This is a genomic window from Streptomyces sp. NPDC051563, assembly GCF_044454225.1.
Classification (GTDB): Bacteria; Actinomycetota; Actinomycetes; order Streptomycetales; family Streptomycetaceae; genus Streptomyces.
Map to the genome: position 1 here is coordinate 123,945 of NZ_JBITDL010000017.1, position 20,153 is coordinate 144,097.

Annotated in this window: 21 protein-coding genes; 14 read left to right on the top strand and 7 right to left on the bottom strand. The window is 72.4% G+C overall.

The genetic code is table 11. The features are described 5' to 3' along the window. Positions 1-105: 105 nt before the first annotated feature. On the top strand, positions 106-636 hold the full coding sequence (locus ACIA8F_RS21530; RefSeq protein ID WP_399380877.1) for a hypothetical protein: 531 nt from the start codon (positions 106-108) through the stop codon (positions 634-636). A gap of 68 nt (positions 637-704) precedes the next feature. Here the strand turns inward: ACIA8F_RS21530 and ACIA8F_RS21535 are convergent, their stop codons facing one another. Next, positions 705-1,643: a M56 family metallopeptidase gene (locus ACIA8F_RS21535; RefSeq protein ID WP_399380878.1), complete on the bottom strand. Its 939-nt coding sequence runs from the start codon at positions 1,641-1,643 to the stop codon at positions 705-707. 89 nt (positions 1,644-1,732) lie between these two features. Then, the gene (locus ACIA8F_RS21540) at positions 1,733-2,341 is read right to left on the bottom strand and encodes a DUF5134 domain-containing protein (protein WP_399380880.1); all 609 of its coding nucleotides are present in this window, start codon (positions 2,339-2,341) and stop codon (positions 1,733-1,735) included. A 134-nt stretch (positions 2,342-2,475) separates the two neighbouring features. Here ACIA8F_RS21540 and ACIA8F_RS21545 point away from each other — a divergent pair, with 134 nt between their 5' ends. Next, positions 2,476-3,015, top strand: a complete 540-nt coding sequence (locus ACIA8F_RS21545; protein ID WP_399380881.1) for a GNAT family N-acetyltransferase — start codon at positions 2,476-2,478, stop codon at positions 3,013-3,015. A 63-nt stretch (positions 3,016-3,078) separates the two neighbouring features. Here ACIA8F_RS21545 and ACIA8F_RS21550 read toward each other — a convergent pair whose 3' ends face one another. Further along, positions 3,079-3,771, bottom strand: coding sequence for a glycerophosphodiester phosphodiesterase (locus tag ACIA8F_RS21550; protein ID WP_399380883.1), 693 nt, complete (start codon positions 3,769-3,771; stop codon positions 3,079-3,081). A gap of 193 nt (positions 3,772-3,964) precedes the next feature. After that, positions 3,965-4,588 carry a helix-turn-helix transcriptional regulator gene (locus ACIA8F_RS21555; RefSeq protein WP_399380885.1) on the bottom strand — a complete coding sequence of 208 codons (624 nt, stop codon included), beginning with the start codon at positions 4,586-4,588 and terminating at the stop codon, positions 3,965-3,967. A 50-nt stretch (positions 4,589-4,638) separates the two neighbouring features. Here ACIA8F_RS21555 and ACIA8F_RS21560 point away from each other — a divergent pair, with 50 nt between their 5' ends. From ACIA8F_RS21560 to ACIA8F_RS21585, 6 genes are all read left to right on the top strand, one after another. Then, entirely contained in the window at positions 4,639-5,766 is a 1,128-nt protein-coding gene (locus tag ACIA8F_RS21560; RefSeq protein ID WP_399380887.1) for an LLM class flavin-dependent oxidoreductase, read from the top strand. Between the two features lie 10 nt (positions 5,767-5,776). Further along, positions 5,777-6,850, top strand: a complete 1,074-nt coding sequence (locus ACIA8F_RS21565) for an alpha/beta hydrolase fold domain-containing protein (protein ID WP_399380888.1) — start codon at positions 5,777-5,779, stop codon at positions 6,848-6,850. Positions 6,851-6,931: 81 nt separating this feature from the next. After that, entirely contained in the window at positions 6,932-8,347 is a 1,416-nt protein-coding gene (locus ACIA8F_RS21570; protein WP_399380890.1) for a DUF6421 family protein, read from the top strand. A 26-nt stretch (positions 8,348-8,373) separates the two neighbouring features. Next, on the top strand, positions 8,374-9,135 hold the full coding sequence (locus ACIA8F_RS21575; protein WP_399380892.1) for an SDR family oxidoreductase: 762 nt from the start codon (positions 8,374-8,376) through the stop codon (positions 9,133-9,135). A gap of 38 nt (positions 9,136-9,173) precedes the next feature. Next, complete coding sequence (locus ACIA8F_RS21580; RefSeq protein WP_399381014.1) at positions 9,174-10,250, top strand: threonine aldolase family protein; 1,077 nt, start codon at positions 9,174-9,176, stop codon at positions 10,248-10,250. Positions 10,251-10,314: 64 nt separating this feature from the next. Next, a complete protein-coding gene (locus ACIA8F_RS21585) occupies positions 10,315-10,914 on the top strand; it encodes a transglutaminase family protein (protein ID WP_399380893.1) in 600 nt (199 codons plus the stop codon). On the opposite strand, the gene ACIA8F_RS21590 is transcribed toward ACIA8F_RS21585, so the two are convergent. Both ACIA8F_RS21590 and ACIA8F_RS21595 read right to left on the bottom strand, forming a co-directional pair. Then, entirely contained in the window at positions 10,850-12,106 is a 1,257-nt protein-coding gene (locus ACIA8F_RS21590) for an MFS transporter (RefSeq protein ID WP_399380895.1), read from the bottom strand. The two genes, ACIA8F_RS21585 and ACIA8F_RS21590, sit on opposite strands and share 65 nt — an antisense overlap. A gap of 115 nt (positions 12,107-12,221) precedes the next feature. Next, complete coding sequence (locus ACIA8F_RS21595) at positions 12,222-12,944, bottom strand: lysophospholipid acyltransferase family protein (RefSeq protein WP_382968335.1); 723 nt, start codon at positions 12,942-12,944, stop codon at positions 12,222-12,224. 248 nt (positions 12,945-13,192) lie between these two features. On the opposite strand from ACIA8F_RS21595, the gene ACIA8F_RS21600 reads away from it, so the two are divergent. From ACIA8F_RS21600 to ACIA8F_RS21620, 5 genes are all read left to right on the top strand, one after another. Further along, positions 13,193-13,552, top strand: coding sequence for a TlpA family protein disulfide reductase (locus tag ACIA8F_RS21600; RefSeq protein ID WP_399380897.1), 360 nt, complete (start codon positions 13,193-13,195; stop codon positions 13,550-13,552). Between the two features lie 198 nt (positions 13,553-13,750). Continuing rightward, positions 13,751-14,296, top strand: coding sequence for a flavin reductase family protein (locus ACIA8F_RS21605; RefSeq protein WP_399380899.1), 546 nt, complete (start codon positions 13,751-13,753; stop codon positions 14,294-14,296). A gap of 200 nt (positions 14,297-14,496) precedes the next feature. Continuing rightward, the gene (locus ACIA8F_RS21610) at positions 14,497-15,291 is read left to right on the top strand and encodes an electron transfer flavoprotein subunit beta/FixA family protein (protein ID WP_399380901.1); all 795 of its coding nucleotides are present in this window, start codon (positions 14,497-14,499) and stop codon (positions 15,289-15,291) included. A gap of 56 nt (positions 15,292-15,347) precedes the next feature. Further along, complete coding sequence (locus tag ACIA8F_RS21615) at positions 15,348-16,310, top strand: electron transfer flavoprotein subunit alpha/FixB family protein (RefSeq protein WP_250738899.1); 963 nt, start codon at positions 15,348-15,350, stop codon at positions 16,308-16,310. A gap of 183 nt (positions 16,311-16,493) precedes the next feature. Further along, positions 16,494-17,792 (top strand): DUF6986 family protein, encoded by a 1,299-nt coding sequence (locus ACIA8F_RS21620; RefSeq protein ID WP_250738901.1) that lies wholly within the window; start codon positions 16,494-16,496, stop codon positions 17,790-17,792. 91 nt (positions 17,793-17,883) lie between these two features. On the opposite strand, the gene ACIA8F_RS21625 is transcribed toward ACIA8F_RS21620, so the two are convergent. Then, positions 17,884-18,870: a LacI family DNA-binding transcriptional regulator gene (locus ACIA8F_RS21625; protein WP_399381015.1), complete on the bottom strand. Its 987-nt coding sequence runs from the start codon at positions 18,868-18,870 to the stop codon at positions 17,884-17,886. Between the two features lie 206 nt (positions 18,871-19,076). Here ACIA8F_RS21625 and ACIA8F_RS21630 point away from each other — a divergent pair, with 206 nt between their 5' ends. After that, positions 19,077-20,117 carry an NUDIX domain-containing protein gene (locus tag ACIA8F_RS21630; protein ID WP_399380903.1) on the top strand — a complete coding sequence of 347 codons (1,041 nt, stop codon included), beginning with the start codon at positions 19,077-19,079 and terminating at the stop codon, positions 20,115-20,117. Positions 20,118-20,153: the final 36 nt, after the last annotated feature.

Here is a 20,153-nt window from a genome sequence, read left to right on the forward strand (position 1 = left end):
CAGCCCAGCCACCGCGACCAGGCCTGACCGGCGCCGCACAAAGCAGGCGACCTGGTGGAGGTAGGTTGATCACCAGCTTGCTGAAGGCCCTGGGGAGGAGCAGCTGTGACAGAGACCGAGGTCCCGGGACCTGAGCCCGACTGGCAGCCGGCCACGCAGCCGCCGTACTACACCGGTAGGAACCCCGCCTACCAGTACAGCGTCTGGGAGCACTCCGTCCCGCTCTTCCAGATGCTCGGAGGGCTGGAGCTGCCGGTTCAGGCCGTGGCCCAGCGGCTACGCCTGCACGTGGAGCGGTCATGGGACGGGCTGGACGAGCTCGACGTGGTTCTGTTCCGGCTGGACGGATTCAGCTTCGCGATCAGCAAGCACGACGGCATTCAGCCCGCCATCTCGTGTGTCTGGCTCACCCAGCCGCACGAGCAAGCCGACAAGGCCCTGGACACCCTGCTGGCAGTAATTGGGATCGGGGAGGACGCCGTCGCATTCCGCGGGGACGCTCACGATTACCGAGCAGGGCGGATCGCGGCATCGCAGGACCCCGGCTCTCCTGACGACGTCCCTGGCGTCCTCGTGGCGACCTCTCTGTGGGCAAGGTTCCGCCGTGCCATCGGCATGACAGCAGCCACCCAGTAGGCATCCTCGACTCGACCCTTGACCGCGGTCATTGGGGATCAGTCAGGCACTCCTCAGGCGGCCGGTGCTCAGGTCAGGGCGCCGAGTCCCGGTCCGAGGGCCACCAGTACCGGAACGGCTGGAGCCAGCAGCGCCAGGGCCGTCAGCCGCATCCGGCGCACGGCCGACAGCCGGGGGGCGGCCGCCAGCAGCCGCCGGACCCGGTCGGGGACGTGCGCGTGCGTCGCGGGGGCCGGGCCGAAGACCCCGCGGTCCTCGTTCAGCCCGATCAGGGCCAGGGCGGTGGTCAGCCGTCCGTACCGCCGCGAGGCCACGTCGTCGGCGGCCAGCTCCACCAGCCGGTGCATCTGCGCCTCGAACGCGGCGAAGACCGGGACCTGCGGGAACCCGCCGGACAGCGCGCGCGAGCAGTGCAGCAGCCAGTCGTGCCGGGCCGCCGCGTGCCCCTGCTCGTGGGCCAGTACGGCGTCCAGCTGACTCCCCTTGAGCCGGCCCAGCGCCGCCGTCGTCACCACCAGCTGCGGGACCGCACCCGGCAGCCACCAGCTGTCGGGCCGCCGTCCCTCCAGGACCACGAGCCGCGCCCCGGCGGCCTGTTCCCCGGGCAGCAGCGGGGCCCGCAGCAGCAGTTCGGCGCCCTGCGCGCGCCGCCGGGCGCGGGCGCGCAGGATCTCCCGGGCCAGCATCGCTCCGGTCCACAGCCCGCAGCCCGCCAGGGCGACGGCTGTGCCCGCGGCCCAGAGCCCGCCGGCCGCGTCCAGCGCGTAGGCGTCGACCACGCCGTGCGGCGCCGGGGCGAACAGCCGGCCCCGCACGGCATGCCAGGCGGCGGCCGCGCTGAGCAGCATCGACAGGGCGAAGCACAGGAGCACGGCGCCGACCACGCACTGCCATACCCACAGGGCCACGACGGGTTCGCGCTCGGGCCATCGGGCCCGGGCCAGCAGGCGGGGTGCGAGCACCGCGGTCAGGGCGCCGAGCAGCAGGAGAACGGCGGGGACCATCATGGGCCCCAGCCTAGGAGCGTGCGACTACCTGCGGGTACGGTCCGGGCGAAGGGTGACGCAGGACACGTTTGCCCGCCCCGCCGGCGGCCTCACATCGTGAGCAGCATCGCCAACATCCCGATTCCCATGGCCAGTCGGCAGGCCCGGATCATCTCCGCCGGCCCGGCGGCGGCTCCCGTGCCGTCCGTGTGATCCGTGCCGTCCGCGGAGCCCGCCGAGCCCGCTGAACCCGCCGAGCCCGTGCCGCCGACGGTGACCAGCCGGGCGCCGCCCAGCACCACGTACCCGGCGTAGTAGAGGAGCAGCAGGCCGGTGAGCAGCGGCAGTCCGGCGCCCGGCCCGTGGGTGTGTCCGGAGGAGCCCGATGCCGCGCCCGGCCCGGCGGCCAGCACCATGTAGAGCATGGTCAGCGAGCCCACCAGATGGTGCGCGTGGTGCGGGCCGCCGCGCAGCAGCCACAGTGCGTGCAGGGCCGCCCCGCAGAAGACCGCGCCCAGCACGGGCGCCTGCCAGCCGCCGCCCAGCCGCAGCGGCACCGCCATCACGGCCATGCCGAACCCCATCGCCGCCTCCCCGGCCGCGGCTCCGTCGCCGGCTCTTCCCGCGCGCCGCAGACAGTAGGCCCCGCTCACCCCACAGAGCAGGACGAGGAGCCAGGCGGAGACGGAGGTGGAGAGGGACGTGGCGGGACCGTGCACGGCGGAACCTCCCGGTTCGTCGGCTTCACCGGAAGAGATGCCCCCTTCACGCGGCCATCACGCCGGGCGAGGTTAGGCTCTGTGCGACCACCGCACGACGCACCTCGCACACCTCGCGCAGAACGGAGCCCTCGATGCCGAGCGCCGCCCCCCACGCCCTGACCTACCGCAGCGCCGTGGAGGCGGACATCCCGGCGCTCGTGGCGCTCGTGGAATCGGCGTACCGGGGGGACGCGAGCCGCGGCGGCTGGACCACCGAGGCGGACTTCCTGGACGGGCAGCGCACCGACGCCGAGGACGTGGCCCGGATCGTCGCGCACCCCGAGGGCATGCTCCTGGTGGCGGAGCGCGACGGCGGGATCGTCTCCTGCTGCCACCTCGAACACCGCGGAGACCACGTCTACTTCGGCATGTTCGCGGTCCGCCCCGGTCAGCAGGGCGGCGGGCTGGGTAAGGAGGTCATGCAGGAGGCGGAGCGGCGCGCCCGCGAGCAGTGGGCGGCCAAGGAGATGCGGATGACCGTGATCAACGTCCGGGAGGAGCTCATCGCCTTCTACGTGCGACGCGGCTACGAGCGCACCGGCGAGATGAGCCCCTTCCCCTACGGGGACGAGCGGTTCGGCGTCCCGCTCCGCGAGGACCTGGCCTTCGAGCTGCTGGTCAAGACGCTGTAGCGGCCGGGGCGGCGGGGGAGGGGCGGTGCCCGCGTCCCGCCGCCGCCCCTCCGTGCGCGGTCCTCAGGCGGTGAAGCGGCCCGTGGAGCGGATCTCGGGGAAGTCGGTGAGCACGCCGTCGAGTTCGAGGGCCCGCGCCAGCCGCAGCTGCTCCAGGGTGTTGACGGTCCACCCCGTCACGCGCAGTCCGGCCTCGTGCGCCGACTCCACGGTGTGCAGGGTGAGGTGGCCGATGTTGAGGGCCACCGTCTCCGCACCCGCCAGGGCAGCCCGGGCGACGACCTCCCCGGCATCCGCCGGGGTCTGGTTCGCGTAGAGCACGGTCCGTAGGCCCGGCACCAGCCGGGCCGCCTCCTCGATCACCTCGTCGTGGAAGGACGCCACTTCGACCCGGCCGGTGAGATCGCGGCGACGCAGCAGCTCCGCGAAGGTCCCGACGGCGGCGAGGTCGTGGACCTGGACCCGGAGCGGGGCGCGGACCGCGTCGACGACCTCGTCCAGGACGGGCACGTGCTCGCCGTCCCCGGCGTCCAGCTCCCGCAGTTCGGCCAGGGTCAGGTCGGCCACGGCTCCCGAGCCGTCGGTGGTCCGGTCCACCTCGGCGTCGTGCAGGACGACGAGGGCGCCGTCCTTGCTGAGCCGCACGTCCAGCGCGACGACGTCCATGCCGGAACGTTCCGCGCGGACGAACGAGCGCAGCGTGTTCTCCGGTTCGACACCCATGACCCCGCGGTGCCCGATGGTGAGGAAAGTCAAGGTTCTCATCCTTCCGTCGACGGCGGCTCCCCGCGCGGCGGCGGTGTCCCGGCCGGCCGCGCGCGATGTGAGGCGCATGCTAGTGCGCCCCGCGAGCGATGAAACCGCCTTTGGGGGGCCTCCGCAACGCCCTCCGGCCGCTTCCCGACGGGCCCGCCGGGAACCGGGGGAACTCCCGGCACCATCCGCGTGGTCACCCGGGGGTGGGCGCGTCCCCGCCGGCTTGACGTTCCTGCCCGAGCAGGTCCTCCAGCCCCTCCAGGTCCGCGAGCAGCGCCCGCGTCAGCTCCAGTTCGGCCAGGTGCTGGCGTTCGCTCCAGCGCAGGGCGAGCACCGGGAAGGCCCAGTCCGGCTCGGCGGCCGCGTGCGCCATGGCCTCCCGTACGGAGGCCAACTCCTCGGTGGTGCGCTCCAGATGCTCCGTCACCATGGCACGCAGCCGCTCCGGCTCGGCCAGATGCCCGAGCCATACCCGCAGCAGCAGCCCGTGCTTGAGCACCGGGGGCCCCGCCTCGGCCACGTCGGAGGCCCACCCGGCCAGCGCCTCGCGCCCCGCGGAGGTGATGCCGTAGCGGCGCTTGGCCCGCGCCTCTTCGGGCCCCGAGCGCACGGAGGCCGCGTAGCCCAGCTCCTCGAGGCGGCGCAGTTCGGCGTAGATCTGGCTGATGGCCGGGGACCAGTAGAAGAAGCGCAGCGAGGAGTCGGCCCACTTCTTCAGCTCGTAGCCGGTCCGCTCCCCGGGGAAGGAGAGGAGACCGAGAACCGCCCACGCGGTCGGTGGAAGCTCTTGCTTCTTCGTCGCCTGACTACTAGTCATATTTCGAATAGAAGTGAGACCGGGCACGGGACGCGACCCTGGAGGCATAAGTGAAGTTCTCCGTCATCTTCGAAGCGCAGTTGGCCGACCCGACCGTGGAGCGCGAGCACCAGGTCATCCGTGACTGCGTGGAGCAGGCGGTACTCGCCGAACAGATGGGATTCGACCGGATCTGGGCCGTCGAGCACCACTCCCTGAAGTGGTACGCCCACATGTCCGCCCCGGAAATCTTTCTGAGTTTCGTCGCGGCACGGACGAACACCATACGCATCGGCCACGGCGTCGTGTGCATGCCCTTCGCCTTCAACCACCCCGTCCGGGTCGCCGAGCGCGCCGCGATGCTCGACCTGCTCTCTGGCGGGCGGGTCGACCTCGGGGCCGGGCGGGGCGGCACAGTACAGGAGACCTCGCTGTGCGGGGTGGACAGGGAGCGCACCACGGCGGAGGTGGAGGAGGCGCTGCGGATCATCGGGAAGGCCTGGCAGGAGGAGCAGCTGGAGTACCACGGGGAGCTCATCGACATCGATCCGCACCCCATCCTGCCGCGGCCGAGCCAGCGGCCCCATCCGCCGCTGTTCCTCGCGTGCAGCCGGGCCGAGACCCTGGTGCAGGCCGCGGAACTGGGCGTGGGGGCGCTGGTGATGGGATTCGCAGGGCCCGAGTCCATCGCCGGGATGCGCTCCGTCTACGACGCGGCGATCGCCGGCCGCGACGGCGGCCGCTTCGTCTCGACTGCCGTCAACGACCACTTCTCGGTGCTCTGCCCGACCATCGTGCTCGACGACCCCGAGGAGGCCCGCCGGATCGGGATCCGGGGGCAGCGGTTCTTCGCGCAGTCCATCGGCCACTGGTACGGCGGGGCGGGAGTGCCGGACGAGGCGGTGGTCGCGGGCGCCGACGAGGGGGCCGAGATGCGCAGGGCGGCCGAGCAGGTGGTGGCCCGGCTGCACGAGCAGGACATCCCGGTCCGGCCCACCGCCACGGCCACCTTCAACGCGGACCACGCCTACGGGAGTGCGGACGAGGCGATCGCGTACGTGGAGCGGCTGCGGGAGGCGGGGGCCGACGAGATCATGTGCCTCATCCAGATGGGCACCGTGCCGCAGGAGGCCTGCCTGGAGACCCTGCGGCAGTGGGGCGAGAAGGTCATCCCGCATTTCGCGAACCAGCAGGCGTAGGACCGCCGCCGTGGACGAAGAAACCGTGGACGAAGAAACCGTGGACGACGAGGCCGTGGACGACGAGGTCGTGGGCGGCGAAACGCCCGGAACCGCCCCGGCCGACCGGCTCGATCCCGCCGCCCGGCCCTACGCCGACGCGCTGGCCTCCCTCTTCCCCGACCTCGGGGGCCGCGTCACCGAGGCCGACGAGGCCCGCCGGATCCTCGCCGCCGTGCCCGCGACGGCCCGGCCGGCCGTGGTGGGGGCCGTGGAGGACCGGGAGGTCCCCGGGCCGGCCGGGGCGCCGGCGGTCCCCGTACGCGTCTATTACCCGGACCCGGAGCGGTGGCCCGGTCCCCGGCCCACCGTGGTGTTCTGCCACGGCGGCGGCTGGGTCCTGGGCGACCTCGACGGCTACGACGCCACCGCGCGGGCGCTGTGCCGGGCCTCCGGCGCCGTCCTGGTCTCGGTGGACTACCGGCGGGCGCCCGAGGCCCGCTTCCCCGCCGCCGTCCACGACGCGTACGCCGCCCTGTGCTGGGCCGGCGCACACCTCGACGAGCTCGGCGGGGATCCGGACGCGCTGGTCGTGGCGGGTGACAGCGCGGGCGGGAACCTCGCGGCCGCCTCCTGCCTGCTGGCGCGCGAGCGCGGGGGCCCCGCCGTCGCGCTCCAGGTACTGATCTACCCGTGCCTGGACGCCGGCCAGGACACCGGGTCCTACCGGAGCAACGCCGAGGGGTACTTCCTGACCGCGGCGCACCTGCGCTGGTTCTGGGAGCAGTACCTCGGCCCCGACGGCGACGGCGGCCATCCGCTGGCCTCCCCGCTCGCCGGGGATCCGCGGGGGCTGCCGCCCGCGTACGTGGTGGTCGCCGGCTGCGATCCGCTGCGGGACGAGGGCGAGGCGTACCACCACCGGCTGCTCGGGGCCGGGGTCCGTTCGGCCCTCGACTCCCGCCCCGGGATGTTCCACGGGTTCCTCGCCCTGGCCGGCGTACTCCCAGAGGCCCGTCAGACCTTGGTGCGACTGGGCGAAGTCATCGACTCCACCCATAAGAACGGGAAGACTTCCGGTGGAACCGGGGGTGATGCAGGATAATTTCCCGGATCTCCTCTTGAGCGGAAGAGCCTCACGCGCTTACGCTGTGCCGACGTGAGGTTCTCCTGTGGAGGAAGTGACATGACGGAAACTCTTGTGCCGGGTACCGGCGGTGCCGTGATAACCGCTGGTGTACGGGTGGTCGACCACCCGGCGTGGCCCGGGCTCAAGGCCGCCGTGGAGGAGATCCGGCCCTGGCAGTCGGCCGACGGCTCCATCGACTTCGAGGCCGAGGGCGAGCACGCCCGCGGCACCGTCCAGTCCGCGGTCGAGCGCGTGATCGAGGGCATCGGGGCCCTGTCGCCGCTGCTCCCGCACGCGGCGGCGTACCACCGTGCCCTCATCGGCGACCTGCGCAAGTGGGCCGACGGCGGCTTCGGCGTGCCGGACTTCCTCGACTCCCTGCTGGCCTTCGCCCCGGCCGCCCAGCGCGCCGACGGGCTCCAGCACCTCGTGGTCTTCCCCATGTACACGCAGAACGGCAACCCGGACCGCAACCTCGAAGCCGTCGTACTGAAGATGGTGTGGCCCGAGTGGCTCTCCGAGCTGGAGCGCACCCGGTACGACAACCCGCTCTTCCTCGGCATCACCTTCGAGGACTTCACCCCGGGCTACGACACCCACTCCGCCGTGCTCTTCCCGGAGACCATCGCCGTGCGCGAGGCCCCCGAGCGCTTCACCTGGGGCGGCATCTTCTGCGACCGCGAGGCCGCCCGGTACCGCAAGGTCACCGAGGCCGCCGTGGACATCCTGGGCATCGAGCTGCCCGAGGACATCGCCCGGATGGTCGAGGACCAGGAGCGCTGCGAGAAGGCCTTCGTCCTGTGGGACATGGTCCACGACCGCACCCACAGCCACGGCGACCTGCCGTTCGACCCCTTCATGATCAAGCAGCGCCAGCCGTTCTGGATGTACGGCCTGGAGGAGCTGCGCTGCGACCTCACCGCCTTCAAGGAGGCCGTGAAGCTGGAGTCCGAGGGCAACGAGCACGGCCGCGACGTGCAGTACGCCGTCCTCTTCGACCGGATGTTCCGCTTCCCGGTGTCCGGCGACCGCACCCGCAACTACGACGGCCTCGGCGGACAGCTCCTCTTCGCGTACCTCCACAAGCACGACGTCGTGCGCTGGACGGACAACAAGCTGAAGATCGACTGGATGCGCGCCCCGCAGGTCACCAACCAGCTCTGCGCCGAGATCGAGGACCTCTACCGGGCCGGCATCGACCGCCCGAAGCTCGTCCACTGGTTCAAGGCGTACGACCTGGTCGCCGAGTACCTCGCCCCCCACCCGGGCTCCAAGTGGGCCAAGGGCCCCGACGCCCTGGACCTGACGCAGCCGCCCCGCAAACTCGTGGACGACGTGCTTCCGGACGAGTTTCCGCTGAGCATGTTCTATGAGGCCCTGGCCAAGAAGCTCAAGGGCGTGATCGCCTCGACCAAGGGCATCACGGCAGGGAACGCCGCGGAACGCGAGACCGCCGCGCGGGTCGCCGCGTGAGCGCTCGCCCACAGGAGGCTGCACAGATGAACGGCTCCGGTAACGGGAACGGGAAGCTCCACGGGGCGGTAGTGGCGGTGTCGGGGGCCGGCGGGCCCGCCGGCCGCGCCACCCTGCTCCGCCTCGCCGAGGCGGGAGCCGTGGTCGTCGCCTCCGACGCCGACGCGGGCCGCCTCGCGGAGGCCGTGGACGCCGCGCGCTACGCCCACGGCGGCGCCACCATCACCGGTGACACCGTCGACCTGCTCGACCTGGACGCCACCAAGGCCTGGGCCGAGCAGACCGAGAAGGAGTTCGGCCGCATCGACGGCCTGGTCCACCTCGTCGGCGGCTGGCGCGGCAGCAAGACCTTCACCGACGTCGACCTCGCGGACTGGGCCTTCCTGGAGAAGCTCCTCATCCGCACGGTCCAGCACACCACCCTCGCCTTCCACGACGGGCTGCTGCGCAGCGACCGCGGACGCTACGTCCTGGTCAGCCAGTCCGGTGCGCACAAGCCGGTCGCCAACAACGCCGCGTACAACGCGGGCAAGGCGGCGGCCGAGGCCTGGACCCTCGCGATGGCGGATTCCTTCCGCAAATCGGGCGGCGAGGACGGTCCGGGCGCCGCTGCTGCGATCCTTGTGATCAAGGCATTGGTACACGACGCGATGCGCGCCGAGCGTCCCACTGCGAAGTTCGCGGGCTTCACCGACGTCAAGGAGCTGGCCGAGGCCATCGCCGGCGTCTGGGAGCGGCCCGCCACCGATGTGAACGGACAGCGCCTGTGGCTCACCCCCCAACCGTGAAGACCGGTGCCGCGAAGGCCGGTGCCGTGAAGACCGCGATACGCAAGTCCGCCGCGCGGACCGACGCCCGCCGGCACCACGACCCGGCGGTGCGCGGTTTCGCGAGCGACAACTACGCCGGGATCCACCCGGAGATCCTCGCGGCCATCGCGCTCGCCAACGGCGGTCACCAGGTCTCCTACGGAGACGACGAGTACACCGAAAACCTCCAGCAGGTCTTCCGCGGCCACTTCGGCCCGCACGCCGAGGCCTACCCGGTCTTCAACGGCACCGGCGCCAACGTGACCGCCCTGCAGGCGCTCACCGACCGCTGGGGCGCGGTGGTCTGCGCCGAGTCGGCGCACATCAACGTCGACGAGGGCGGTGCGCCCGAGCGGATGGCGGGCCTCAAGCTGCTCACCGTCCCCACGCCGGACGGCAAGCTCACCCCCGAGCTCATCGACCGGCAGGCCTGGGGCTGGGAGGACGAGCACCGGGCGATGCCGCAGGTCGTCTCGATCACCCAGAACACCGAGCTCGGTACGGTCTACACCGTGGACGAGATCCGTGCGATCTGCGAGCACGCGCACGCCAAGGGGATGAAGGTCCACCTCGACGGCGCCCGGATAGCCAACGCCGCGGCCTCCCTCGACGTGCCGATGCGCAGCTTCACCAACGCGGTCGGCGTGGACGTGCTGTCCTACGGCGGCACCAAGAACGGGATGATGGCCGGCGAGGCCGTCGTCGTGCTGAACCCGGACTCCGTCCGGCAGATGAAGCACATCCGCAAGATGTCGATGCAGCTCGCCTCGAAGATGCGCTTCGTGTCGGTGCAGCTCGAAGCGCTCCTCGCGAAGGACCTGTGGCTGCGCAACGCCCGCCACGCCAACGCGATGGCGCAGCGGCTGGCGGCCGGGGTGCGCGAGACCGACGGAGTGGAGATCCTCTACCCCGTGCAGGCGAACGCGGTGTTCGCGCGGCTCCCGCACGAGGTCTCGAGGCGGCTGCAGGAGCGCTACCGCTTCTACTTCTGGGACGAGATCGCGGGCGACGTCCGGTGGATGTGCAGCTACGACACCCAGGAAGAGGACGTGGACGGCTTCCTCCAGGCCCTCAAGGAAGAGCTGGCCCGCTAGGCAGTCCAGCCATCACCATTAATCTATAGGCATGCAGAACCATGCATGAGTATGCTCCTGGATCATGGAATTGATCCAGGAGCATACTGACCTTGCCGCCTACCTGGCCGCCGATGACGTGGTGGACCACGGCCATCCGCTGGTCCAGGAGACGGCCGACGCCTTGTGGACCGCCACCGGCGATGCATATTCATACGCCAAAGCGGCCTTCGAGTTCGTCCGTGACACCATCCCGCACTCCGCCGACTCCGGGGACGACCGCGTCGCCTGGCGCGCCTCCGACGTCCTCCGTACGCGCAACGGGATCTGCTACGCCAAGTCCCACGCGCTGACCGCGCTGCTGCGCGCCCGGGGCATCCCGGCCGGCCTCTGCTACCAGCTGCTGGGCGACGACCAGGGAGCGAACCTCGTCATCCACGGCCTCGTCGCGCTGCGCCTGCCCGGCAGCGGGACGTGGTCCCGGGTGGACCCCCGGGGCAACAAGCCGGGTGTGGACGCCCAGTTCGTCCTCGACCGCGAACAACTCGCCTTCCCCGTACGCCCGGAGCTCGGCGAGATCGACTACCCCGGGCTGTACGCGGCCGCGCACCCGGCCACGCTCAAGGTGCTCCAGGAGTCCGCGGACCGGCCGCAGTTGTGGCGGAACCTGCCGACGGCGCTGTAGCCGCCGGGGCGGCGGCGCCCGTCGTGTCCCGTACGCGGCTGCGCGCCGTCACCACGGTGTGCAGCAGGGCGGCGGCCAGCTGCAGGACCGCGATCGCGAGCACCAGGATCCAGGGCCGGACATCGGCGGCGAGCCCCACGAGGGCGGCGCCCGTCGAGGCGGCCGTCACCTTCAGTCCGGCGCCGAGGGTGAACACCTGGGTCCGCGTCCCGTCGGGCGCGAACTCCGAGCGGATCCGCAGGGTGGCCGTCAGCAGCGGCCCGTCGCACACCCCGGCCGCGGCGAACGCCACGGCCGCGAGCGGGAGGGACGGGGTGAACGCGGCCACGGTCAGCGCCACCCCGGTCGCCGCCATGGCCCAGCGGGCGAGCCGGCCCGGAGGCACGGTCGTGATCCTGCCCAGCGTCAGCGAGCCGGTCAGGGCGCCCAGGGCGAATGCGGTCATCAGCACGCCGCCGCCGCCCGGGCTGCCGAGCGAGGTCGCCAGCAGGACCGAGGTGACGGTGAGCGCCCCGAGGCCCAGGAAGGCCAGGGTCGTGGCCGAGGTGATGGCCCGCAGCTGCGGGACCCGCCACAGGGCGGCCAGCCCGGCGCCCATCCCGGCCCGGGGTGCGCCGGGGGTGGCCCCGCGGCCGGGTTCCGCGTAGGGGAGCGTCGCCGCCAGTGCCGCTGCCAGTGCGCCGGACGCGGCCAGCAGTCCCATCGCGGGCCCGGCCGAACCGAAGGCCGCGACCAGGCTCACCGCTGCCGGGGCGGTCACGGCCGCGCCGTTGTACGTCGAGGCGTCCCAGCCGTAGGCCCGGTCCCGCGCGGGACCGGGCGGGATCAGTCCCGCCACCAGGCTGGAGAGCCCGCCCGTCACCATCGGCCCGCAGGAGCCGCCGAGTACGGCCACCGCGAGCACCACCGGTGTCGGGGCGCGGCCGAGCAGGAGCGCCAGCGCCGCCACGGCCGTGGTGAAGCCCGCCAGGGCGCCCACGTGGAAGAGGCGGGGCCGGCGCGACCTGGCCGCGGCGGCGCCCGCGAGCGGGGCCGCGAGCACGTGCGGGGCCAGCCAGGCGGTCAGGACGAACGCGCCGTGGGCCGCGCTCCCGGTCCGCTGGAGGGCGAGCAGTACGACGGCCATGCCCATGCCCTCGGAGGCGAAGCGGGCCGCCAGCGCCGCGGCCAAGTACCGTCCGAGCCCCGGCATTCCGGCCCCTTTCGCCAGAGGACGTGGCAGAGGCTGCGAGGCTACGCCATACCGGTGTAGGGCGAAAGGATCGCGGTTTTCGGGGACGGGCGGGGCCGCGATCCGCGCGAACGGCTCAGCCGGCTTCCTTGACCTGCGCCGGGGTCGGCGCGGTGCCGCCGAGGTGGGCCGGCAGCCACCAGGAGTCCTCGGTGCCCTTGGGCTTGGCCGGGTAGGCGGCCTGCGCGGCGTCGAGCAGCTCCTGCACCCGCTCGCGCAGCCGGCGGGTGATGGCCCCGGCGTACTGGTCGGAGGGAGCCTCCAGCGGCTCGCCCACCCGCATCGTCACCGGGATGTGGCTGCGCTTGAGGTCCTTGGGACGGCCCTTGGTCCACATCCGCTGCGTCCCCCACAGCGCCACGGGGATCAGCGGGACGCCGGCCTCCTGGGCCATGCGCGCCGCACCGGACTTGAAGCTCTTGAGCGTGAAGGACTGGGAGATCGTCGCCTCCGGGAACACGCCGATGATCTCGCCGGAGCGCAGCGAGTCGAGCGCGTGCTGGTAGGCCGTCTCGCCCTGGGCGCGGTCCACCGGGATGTGCTTCATGGCGCGCATCAGCGGGCCGGACACCTTGTGCCGGAACACCGACTCCTTCGCCATGAAGCGGACGAGCCGCTTCTGCGGGCGCGCGGTCAGCCCGGCGAAGATGAAGTCGAGGTAGCCGATGTGGTTCGACACCAGAACGGCCCCGCCCTTGCGCGGGATGTTCTCGGTGCCCTTCATGTCGATGCGGACGTCGAGCGCACGGAAGAGGGTGTGCGCGGCACCGATAACCGGGGGGTAGACGAGCTCAGCCATGGTGGGGAGACCCCGCTTTCTGCCTGGAGGTGCTCCCGGCCGGAAGTTACGGCAGCGTAGGTACGCGGCCATGGGGGATCGTGCCCCATACGAGAGCCGCAGGCCAGCCCAGACGCTCGTGCCCGGCGAGATTCTCGTCACGCAGGGAATGCGGCGCGTCCGTGGGGCGCTCCGATCAGCGTACGGCCGTACCGGGATGATGGACGAGTGCCGGTACGGGCAAGGTGACGGCGGAGACGGGGGCGCGGGTGCGCGCAGGCGAGCGGGACGAGGGTGCGGGCCGGGGCGAGCGTCGGGGCGAGGGCCGGCTGGGCATCGCCGAACTGGGCGCCGAACCGGGGGAGCGGGCCACGCTCGTGCAGTTCTCCAGCGCCTTCTGCCAGCCCTGCCGGGCCACCCGGCGGATCCTGGACGAGGTCGCGGCCATGGTCGCGGGCGTCCGCCACATCGAGATCGACGCCGAGAAGAACCTGGACCTCGTACGGGCCCTCGGCATCGAGAAGACCCCGACCGTACTGGTCCTCGACGCGGCCGGCCGGATCGTGCGGCGGGCCGCCGGAATGCCGCGCAAGGCGGACGTGATCGCCGCCCTGGGCGCCGCCGTGTGACCCGGGGCGGAACGCGGCGACCGGCGGCGGGCCGGGACCGCTGCGGCCGGCGCGGGCGTCCGGTGAGCCGGTACATGCGCCCGCACGCAGCGTGACGCGCCCTACATCTGCCCGATCAGGCTTGACTGTGTACACGGGAGATCGCCACGCTTGCGACATGCGGTATGAACTCCTGCTTTACGGACGGGGCACCTCCTGATGACGGCTCCGACGGCTCCGTCCCCACGGACCGGCGCCGGCCTGCCCGGCTCGCCCGCGCTGTTGCGCTCGGTGTTCCGCCGGCACGCCGCGGGCGTCGCCGTGATCACCGCCGAGAGCGGCGGCCGGCCGGCGGGTTTCACCGCGACCTCGCTCAACTCCGTCTCCGCCGACCCCCCGCTGCTGTCGTTCACCATCGGCACCGGGTCCTCCAGCTGGCCCGCGATACGCGACTGCGAGTACCTCGGGGTCCACATACTCGGCGAGCACCAGGCGGAGCTGGCCGGGCTGTTCGCCCGCAACGGTGCCGACCGCTTCGGGCCGGCGACCGACTGGGCGCCGGGCCCGCACGGGGTTCCGGTGCTGGGCGGCGTGCTGGCCTGGCTGGTGTGCCGGGTCGTGGCGCGGGTTCCGGCCGGCGAGCACCGGGTGATCATCGCGGAGGCGGTCGCCGGGGACCCGGCGGGGGATCCCGTGGGGGACCCGGCCGGCGAGGGGCGTCCGCTGCTGTACCACCAGGGGCGCTTCAACGCGTTGAGGGACTGAATCGTCCCTGCTGGGGCAGGTTCCACCGGCGTTGGCCAGATCACAGTTCACCGCCCTTGCAACCTGGCGGGACCCGCTGTGTACTGACGAGTAACATTCCTGACGGAGCGCGGGCCGCCCCGTCGGGAACGGCCCGAGATGGCGCCTATGCTGCCTGCACAAGGCGGTACCAGAAATGTCGATGCGGTAGGAGAGCCGGCGTGAGCCTGAGGATCGTTGTCTGTGTGAAGTACGTGCCCGACGCCACTGGCGACCGGCAGTTCACCGAAGACCTGACCGTCAACCGTGACGACGTCGACGGCCTGCTGTCGGAGCTCGACGAGTACGCCGTCGAGCAGGCGCTGCAGATCGCCGACGAGGCCGACGACGCGGAGATCACCGTCCTGACGGTGGGCCCCGAGGACGCGAAGGACGCGCTGCGCAAGGCGCTGTCGATGGGTGCCGACAAGGCCATCCACGTCGAGGACGACGACCTGCACGGCAGCGACGTCATGGCGACCTCGCTGGTGCTGGCCAAGGCGATCGAGAAGGCCGGGTACGACCTGGTCATCACGGGCATGGCCTCGACGGACGGCACCATGGGCGTCCTCCCGGCGATCCTGGCCGAGCGCCTGGGCGTCCCGCAGGTCACCCTGCTCTCCGAGGTCAAGGTCGAGGGGGGCCCCAACGGTACCGTGACCGGCCGCCGCGACGGCGACACCGCGAGCGAGCAGCTGGAGGCCTCCCTCCCGGCGCTCGTCTCGGTGACGGACCAGTCGGGCGAGGCCCGCTACCCGTCCTTCAAGGGCATCATGGCGGCCAAGAAGAAGCCGGTGGAGTCCTGGGACCTGGAGGAGCTGGACATCGAGTCCGACGAGGTCGGTCTCGAAGGCTCCTGGACCGCGGTCGACTCCGCGACCCAGCGTCCGGCCCGCACCGCCGGCACGATCGTCAAGGACGAGGGCGAGGGCGGCAAGTCGCTGGCCGAGTTCCTGGCCGGCCAGAAGTTCATCTAGAGCTTCGGTCACCTCTCGATACCCCCTGACTACTTCGCATTCGCAGGAGCATCCCCATGGCTGAAGTCCTCGTCTACGTCGACCACGTCGACGGCGCCGTCCGCAAGCCCACCCTCGAACTGCTGACGCTGGCCCGCCGCATCGGCGAGCCCGTCGCCGTCGCCCTCGGCGCCGGTGCCGAGGCCACCGCCGCCGTGCTCGCCGAGCACGGTGCCGTCAAGGTCCTCACCGCCGACGCCCCGGAGTTCTCCGACTACCTCGTCGTACCGAAGGTGGACGCGCTCCAGGCCGCGTACGCCGCCGTGTCCCCGGCGGCCGTCCTGCTCCCCTCCTCCGCGGAGAACAAGGAGATCGGCGCCCGCCTGGCCGTCCGCATCGGCTCCGGCATCATCACCGATGCCACCGACCTGGAGGCGGGTGACGAGGGCCCGGTCGCGACGCAGGCCGCGTTCGCCGCGTCCTTCAGCACCAAGTCCCGCGTCTCCAAGGGCACCCCGGTCATCACCGTGAAGCCCAACTCGGCCCCGGTCGAGGCCGCTCCGGCCGCCGGCACCGTCGAGGCGCTCGCCGTCACCTTCGGCGCGCTGGCCACCGGCACCAAGGTCACCTCCCGCACCCCGCGCGAGTCGACCGGCCGCCCCGAGCTGACCGAGGCCGCGATCGTGGTCTCCGGCGGCCGCGGCGTCAACGGCGCCGAGAACTTCCACATCATCGAGGCCCTCGCGGACTCCCTCGGTGCGGCCGTCGGCGCCTCGCGCGCCGCCGTGGACGCCGGCTGGTACCCGCACTCCAACCAGGTCGGCCAGACCGGCAAGTCGGTCTCCCCGCAGCTGTACATCGCCTCCGGCATCTCGGGCGCGATCCAGCACCGGGCGGGCATGCAGACGTCCAAGACGATCGTCGCGATCAACAAGGACGCCGAGGCCCCGATCTTCGACCTCGTCGACTACGGCGTGGTCGGCGACCTGTTCGCGGTCGTCCCCCAGCTGACCGACGAGATCAAGGCGCGCAAGGGCTAAAACCCTGCCGCAGGCTTTGACCTGCGGGTAAGTGGTCTCCGGGGCCGTGTGGTGTTTCTCACCGCACGGCCCCGAGTCGTTTGCCCAGGACGGCGGAGGGACCATTGACTGAGCGGAACCCCGTGACTAAATTCTGTAATGCGGATCTAAGATTCCGTGAAGCGGAAAAGAGGAGAGTGCACGATGGGTCAGCAGGAGAAGGTGGCGACGAGCCTCGCAGGCGCGGTCAGCGAGGGCATCAGCGCTTCCCTCAAGCCGGTGGACGCGGAACTCGCGCGCCACTACCCGGGCGACCCCGGCACCCGTCAGCCCATCCACACGGTCTACGTGCCCGGTGACGTCTTCGCGGCCGACACCATCCGCACCTGGGGCGACCAGGCCCTCGCGGCCCTCGACGAGCACGCCCCGGACGCGGCCACCTTCGCCAAGGTACTCGGCATCTCCGACGAGCTGGCGGTACCGGTCTACGACCGCGTCCGCGCCAAGCTGGCCTCCGAGCCCATCGAGGACCTGCGCGTCGACTTCGAGGACGGCTTCGGCGTCCGTTCCGACGAGGAGGAGGACCAGGCCGCGGCCCGCGCCGCCCGCCTCGTCGCCGAGGCCTTCTCCAACGGCACGAACGCCCCGTACATGGGCATCCGGATGAAGTGCATGGAGTCCAACGTCCGCGACCGCGGCATCCGGACCACCGACATCTTCCTCTCCGGCCTGCTCGCGCACGGCGGACTGCCCGAGGGCCTGGTCCTGACCCTGCCCAAGGTCACCTACCCCGAGCAGGTCACGGCCTTCGTGCAGCTGCTGGAGGCCTTCGAGACCGCCCGCGGCCTGCGCCCGGGCCGGATCGGCTTCGAGATCCAGATCGAGACCAGCCAGTCCATCCTGGCCTCCGACGGCACCGCCGCGGTCGCCCGGATGATCGAGGCCTCCAAGGGCCGCGCCACCGGCCTGCACTACGGCACCTTCGACTACAGCGCCTGCGTCGGCGTCTCGGCCGCGTACCAGTCGAGCGACCACCCCGCCGCCGACCACGCCAAGGCGATCATGCAGGTCGCGGCCGCCGGCACCGGCGTGCGCGTCTCCGACGGCTCGACCAACGTCCTGCCCATCGGCACCACCGAGCACGTCCACGAGGCCTGGAAGCTCCACTACGGCCTCACCCGCCGCGCCCTGGCCCGCGCCTACTACCAGGGCTGGGACATGCACCCGGCGCACCTGCCGACCCGCTACGCGGCCGTCTTCGTCTTCTACCGCGAGGGCCTCGAAACCGCCGCCGCGCGCCTGAAGGCGTACGTCGCCAAGATCGAGGGCGACGTCATGGACGAGCCCGCCACCGCGAAGGCCCTGGCCGGCTACCTGGTCCGCGGCCTGGACTGCGGCGCCGTCGGCGCCGACGAGGTCACCGCCCTGACCGGCCTGACCCGCGCGGAGCTCGACGCCTTCGCCATCCCGCGCCGCTCGGCGACCCTGACGGCCACCGCCTGAGGCGCGTAGCCCCCGTACGAGGCCCGGCCGGTCTGCCCCCGGCCGGGCCTTCGGCGTTCCCGCTCCCCGCTCTCCGCTATCCGCCCCTCGCTCAGCCGGCCGGCCGGAGCTCGCCCGAGCCGCGGGGGATCAGGCGGGTGGGGAGTTCGATGCGGGCCGGGGGGAGGTCGGCGCCCGCCAGGCGCTGGAAGAGGCGGTCCGTGGCCACCCGGCCCAGGGCCGCGGCGTCCTGGGCGATGACCGTGATGCCGGGGTTCAGCAGGTCGGCGAGTTCGAAGTCGTCGAAGCCGACCAGGGCCACAGGTCGGGGGAGCGGCGCGAGGACGCGTACGGCCGTGACCGTCACGCGGTTGTTGCCGGCGAAGAGGGCCGTGACCGGCTCCGGGCCGGACAGCATCGCCCGGGCGGCGGCCGAAACGCGCTCCGGGGCCGTCGTGCCGAGGGAGATCCAGGATTCGGCGACGGGCAGGCCGGCGTCCGCCATGGCCGCGCGGTAGCCCCGCAGACGCTCGGTCGCCGTGTGGATGTGCGGCTGGTCGCCGATGAAGCCGATCCGGTGGTGCCCGCCCGCGATCAGGTGGGCCACCCCGTTGCGGGCGCCCCCGAAACTGTCGGACAGCACCACGTCCGCCTCGATCCGCCCCGCCGGGCGGTCCACGAACACCGTGGCCACCCCGGCCCGGATCTCCGGCTCCAGGTAGCGGTGGTCGTCCCCGGCCGGGATCACCACGAGCCCGTCCACCCGGCGCGCGCACAGCGCGAGCGCCAACTCCCGCTCGCGCTCGGGGTCCTCGTCGCTGGAGCCGTTGATGAGCAGGGCGCCGTGGGCGCGCGCCACCTCCTCCACGGCCCGGTTGAGCGGCCCGTAGAAGGGGTCGGAGAGGTCCTCCAGGACCAGCCCGACGGTCGCGGTGCGCCCTTTGCGCAGCACGCGCGCACTGTCGTTGCGGCGGAAACCGAGGGCCGCGATGGCCTCCTGGACCCGCTGCTCGGTGTCCGGAGTGACGCCCGGCTCGCCGTTGACCACGCGCGACACCGTTTTGAGGCCCACGCCGGCCCGGGCCGCCACGTCCTTCATGGTCGGCCGGTTGCCGTAGCGGGGCTCGGGCGGGCGGCGGGAGTGCGGCACGGTGTCGGACCTCCGGAAGGGCGGCGCTGCGTCGGTGCGGGCCCGGCGCTGCGGACGGGCCCCTGACCTTGAGGATAAGCACTCGGCGGAGCACCGGGGTTTCCGTGGCAGGGTGGTGCGGGCAAGCCACTGGGGGCATCGGGAGAGGGGTAGACGTGATTGTCTGGATCAACGGCACCTTCGGCGCCGGGAAGAGCAGCACAGCGCGCGAGCTGACCGGCCTCCTGCCGGAGAGCACCTTGTTCGACCCGGAGTTCATCGGTGACGCGCTGCGCGTGCTGCTGCCGCGCAAACGCCTCGCGGAGGTGTCCGACTACCAGGACCTGCCGAGTTGGCGCCGGCTCGTCGTGGACACGGCGGCCGCGATGCTGGCGGAGCTGGGCGGGGTGCTGGTGGTCCCCATGACGCTGCTGCGGCAGGAGTACCGGGACGAGATCTTCGGGGGGCTCGCGGCGCGCAGGATCGCGGTGCGGCACGTGTTGCTCGCCCCGGAGGAAACGATCCTGCGGAAGCGGATCGCCACCCGGGAGGAGCCCGGGGCGGCGCAGGACGTGGACCTGCGGGTGCGGCAGTGGGCCTACGACCACATCCCGGCCTACCAGCACGCACTGGGCTGGCTGGCGGCCGACGCGCACGTCATCGACAACGGCGCCCTGACCGTACGGGAGACGGCCGAGCGGATCGCCGAGGCCGTACGCACCGGCACGGCCCGGGTCTGCGACATCGTGCAGACCCCGCAGCCGACGCGCGAGACGGTCGCGGCCGGGGTGCTGCTCTTCGACGACGCGGACCGGGTGCTGCTGGTGGATCCGACGTACAAGCCGGGCTGGGAGTTCCCCGGCGGGGTCGTAGAAGCGGGGGAGGCCCCGGCGTGCGCGGGGGTACGGGAGGTCGAGGAGGAACTCGGGCTCGTACTGGAACGCCTCCCGGAGCTGCTGGTCGTCGACTGGGAGCAGCCGTGCCCTCCGGCGGGCTACGGCGGCCTGCGGCTGCTCTTCGACGGGGGCCGGCTGTCGCCGGAGCAGACCGGGCGGCTGCGGCTGCCCGGACCGGAGCTGCGGGCCTGGCGGTTCGTGACGGAGGAGGAGGCGGCGGACCTGCTGCCCGCGGTGCGCTACGAGCGGCTCCGGTGGGCCCTGCGGGCCCGCGAACGGGGCCGGGCGGTGTACCTGGAGGCGGGCCGGGCGGTTCCGTAACCGGGTGCTCCGATGGCTGCGCCCGGCCGGGCCCCC

Excerpts from the sequence above, each read along its gene's own strand:
- ACIA8F_RS21625 (WP_399381015.1), bottom strand. The coding sequence starts at position 18,870 with ATGAAGGACGTGGCGGCCCGGGCCGGCGTGGGCCTCAAAACGGTGTCG.
- ACIA8F_RS21575 (WP_399380892.1), top strand. The coding sequence starts at position 8,374 with ATGAACGGCTCCGGTAACGGGAACGGGAAGCTCCACGGGGCGGTAGTG.
- ACIA8F_RS21570 (WP_399380890.1), top strand. The coding sequence starts at position 6,932 with ATGACGGAAACTCTTGTGCCGGGTACCGGCGGTGCCGTGATAACCGCT.
- ACIA8F_RS21555 (WP_399380885.1), bottom strand. The coding sequence starts at position 4,588 with ATGACTAGTAGTCAGGCGACGAAGAAGCAAGAGCTTCCACCGACCGCG.
- ACIA8F_RS21595 (WP_382968335.1), bottom strand. The coding sequence starts at position 12,944 with ATGGCTGAGCTCGTCTACCCCCCGGTTATCGGTGCCGCGCACACCCTC.
- ACIA8F_RS21590 (WP_399380895.1), bottom strand. The coding sequence starts at position 12,106 with ATGCCGGGGCTCGGACGGTACTTGGCCGCGGCGCTGGCGGCCCGCTTC.
- ACIA8F_RS21585 (WP_399380893.1), top strand. The coding sequence starts at position 10,315 with ATGGAATTGATCCAGGAGCATACTGACCTTGCCGCCTACCTGGCCGCC.
- ACIA8F_RS21545 (WP_399380881.1), top strand. The coding sequence starts at position 2,476 with ATGCCGAGCGCCGCCCCCCACGCCCTGACCTACCGCAGCGCCGTGGAG.
- ACIA8F_RS21620 (WP_250738901.1), top strand. The coding sequence starts at position 16,494 with ATGGGTCAGCAGGAGAAGGTGGCGACGAGCCTCGCAGGCGCGGTCAGC.
- ACIA8F_RS21615 (WP_250738899.1), top strand. The coding sequence starts at position 15,348 with ATGGCTGAAGTCCTCGTCTACGTCGACCACGTCGACGGCGCCGTCCGC.
- ACIA8F_RS21535 (WP_399380878.1), bottom strand. The coding sequence starts at position 1,643 with ATGATGGTCCCCGCCGTTCTCCTGCTGCTCGGCGCCCTGACCGCGGTG.
- ACIA8F_RS21605 (WP_399380899.1), top strand. The coding sequence starts at position 13,751 with ATGACGGCTCCGACGGCTCCGTCCCCACGGACCGGCGCCGGCCTGCCC.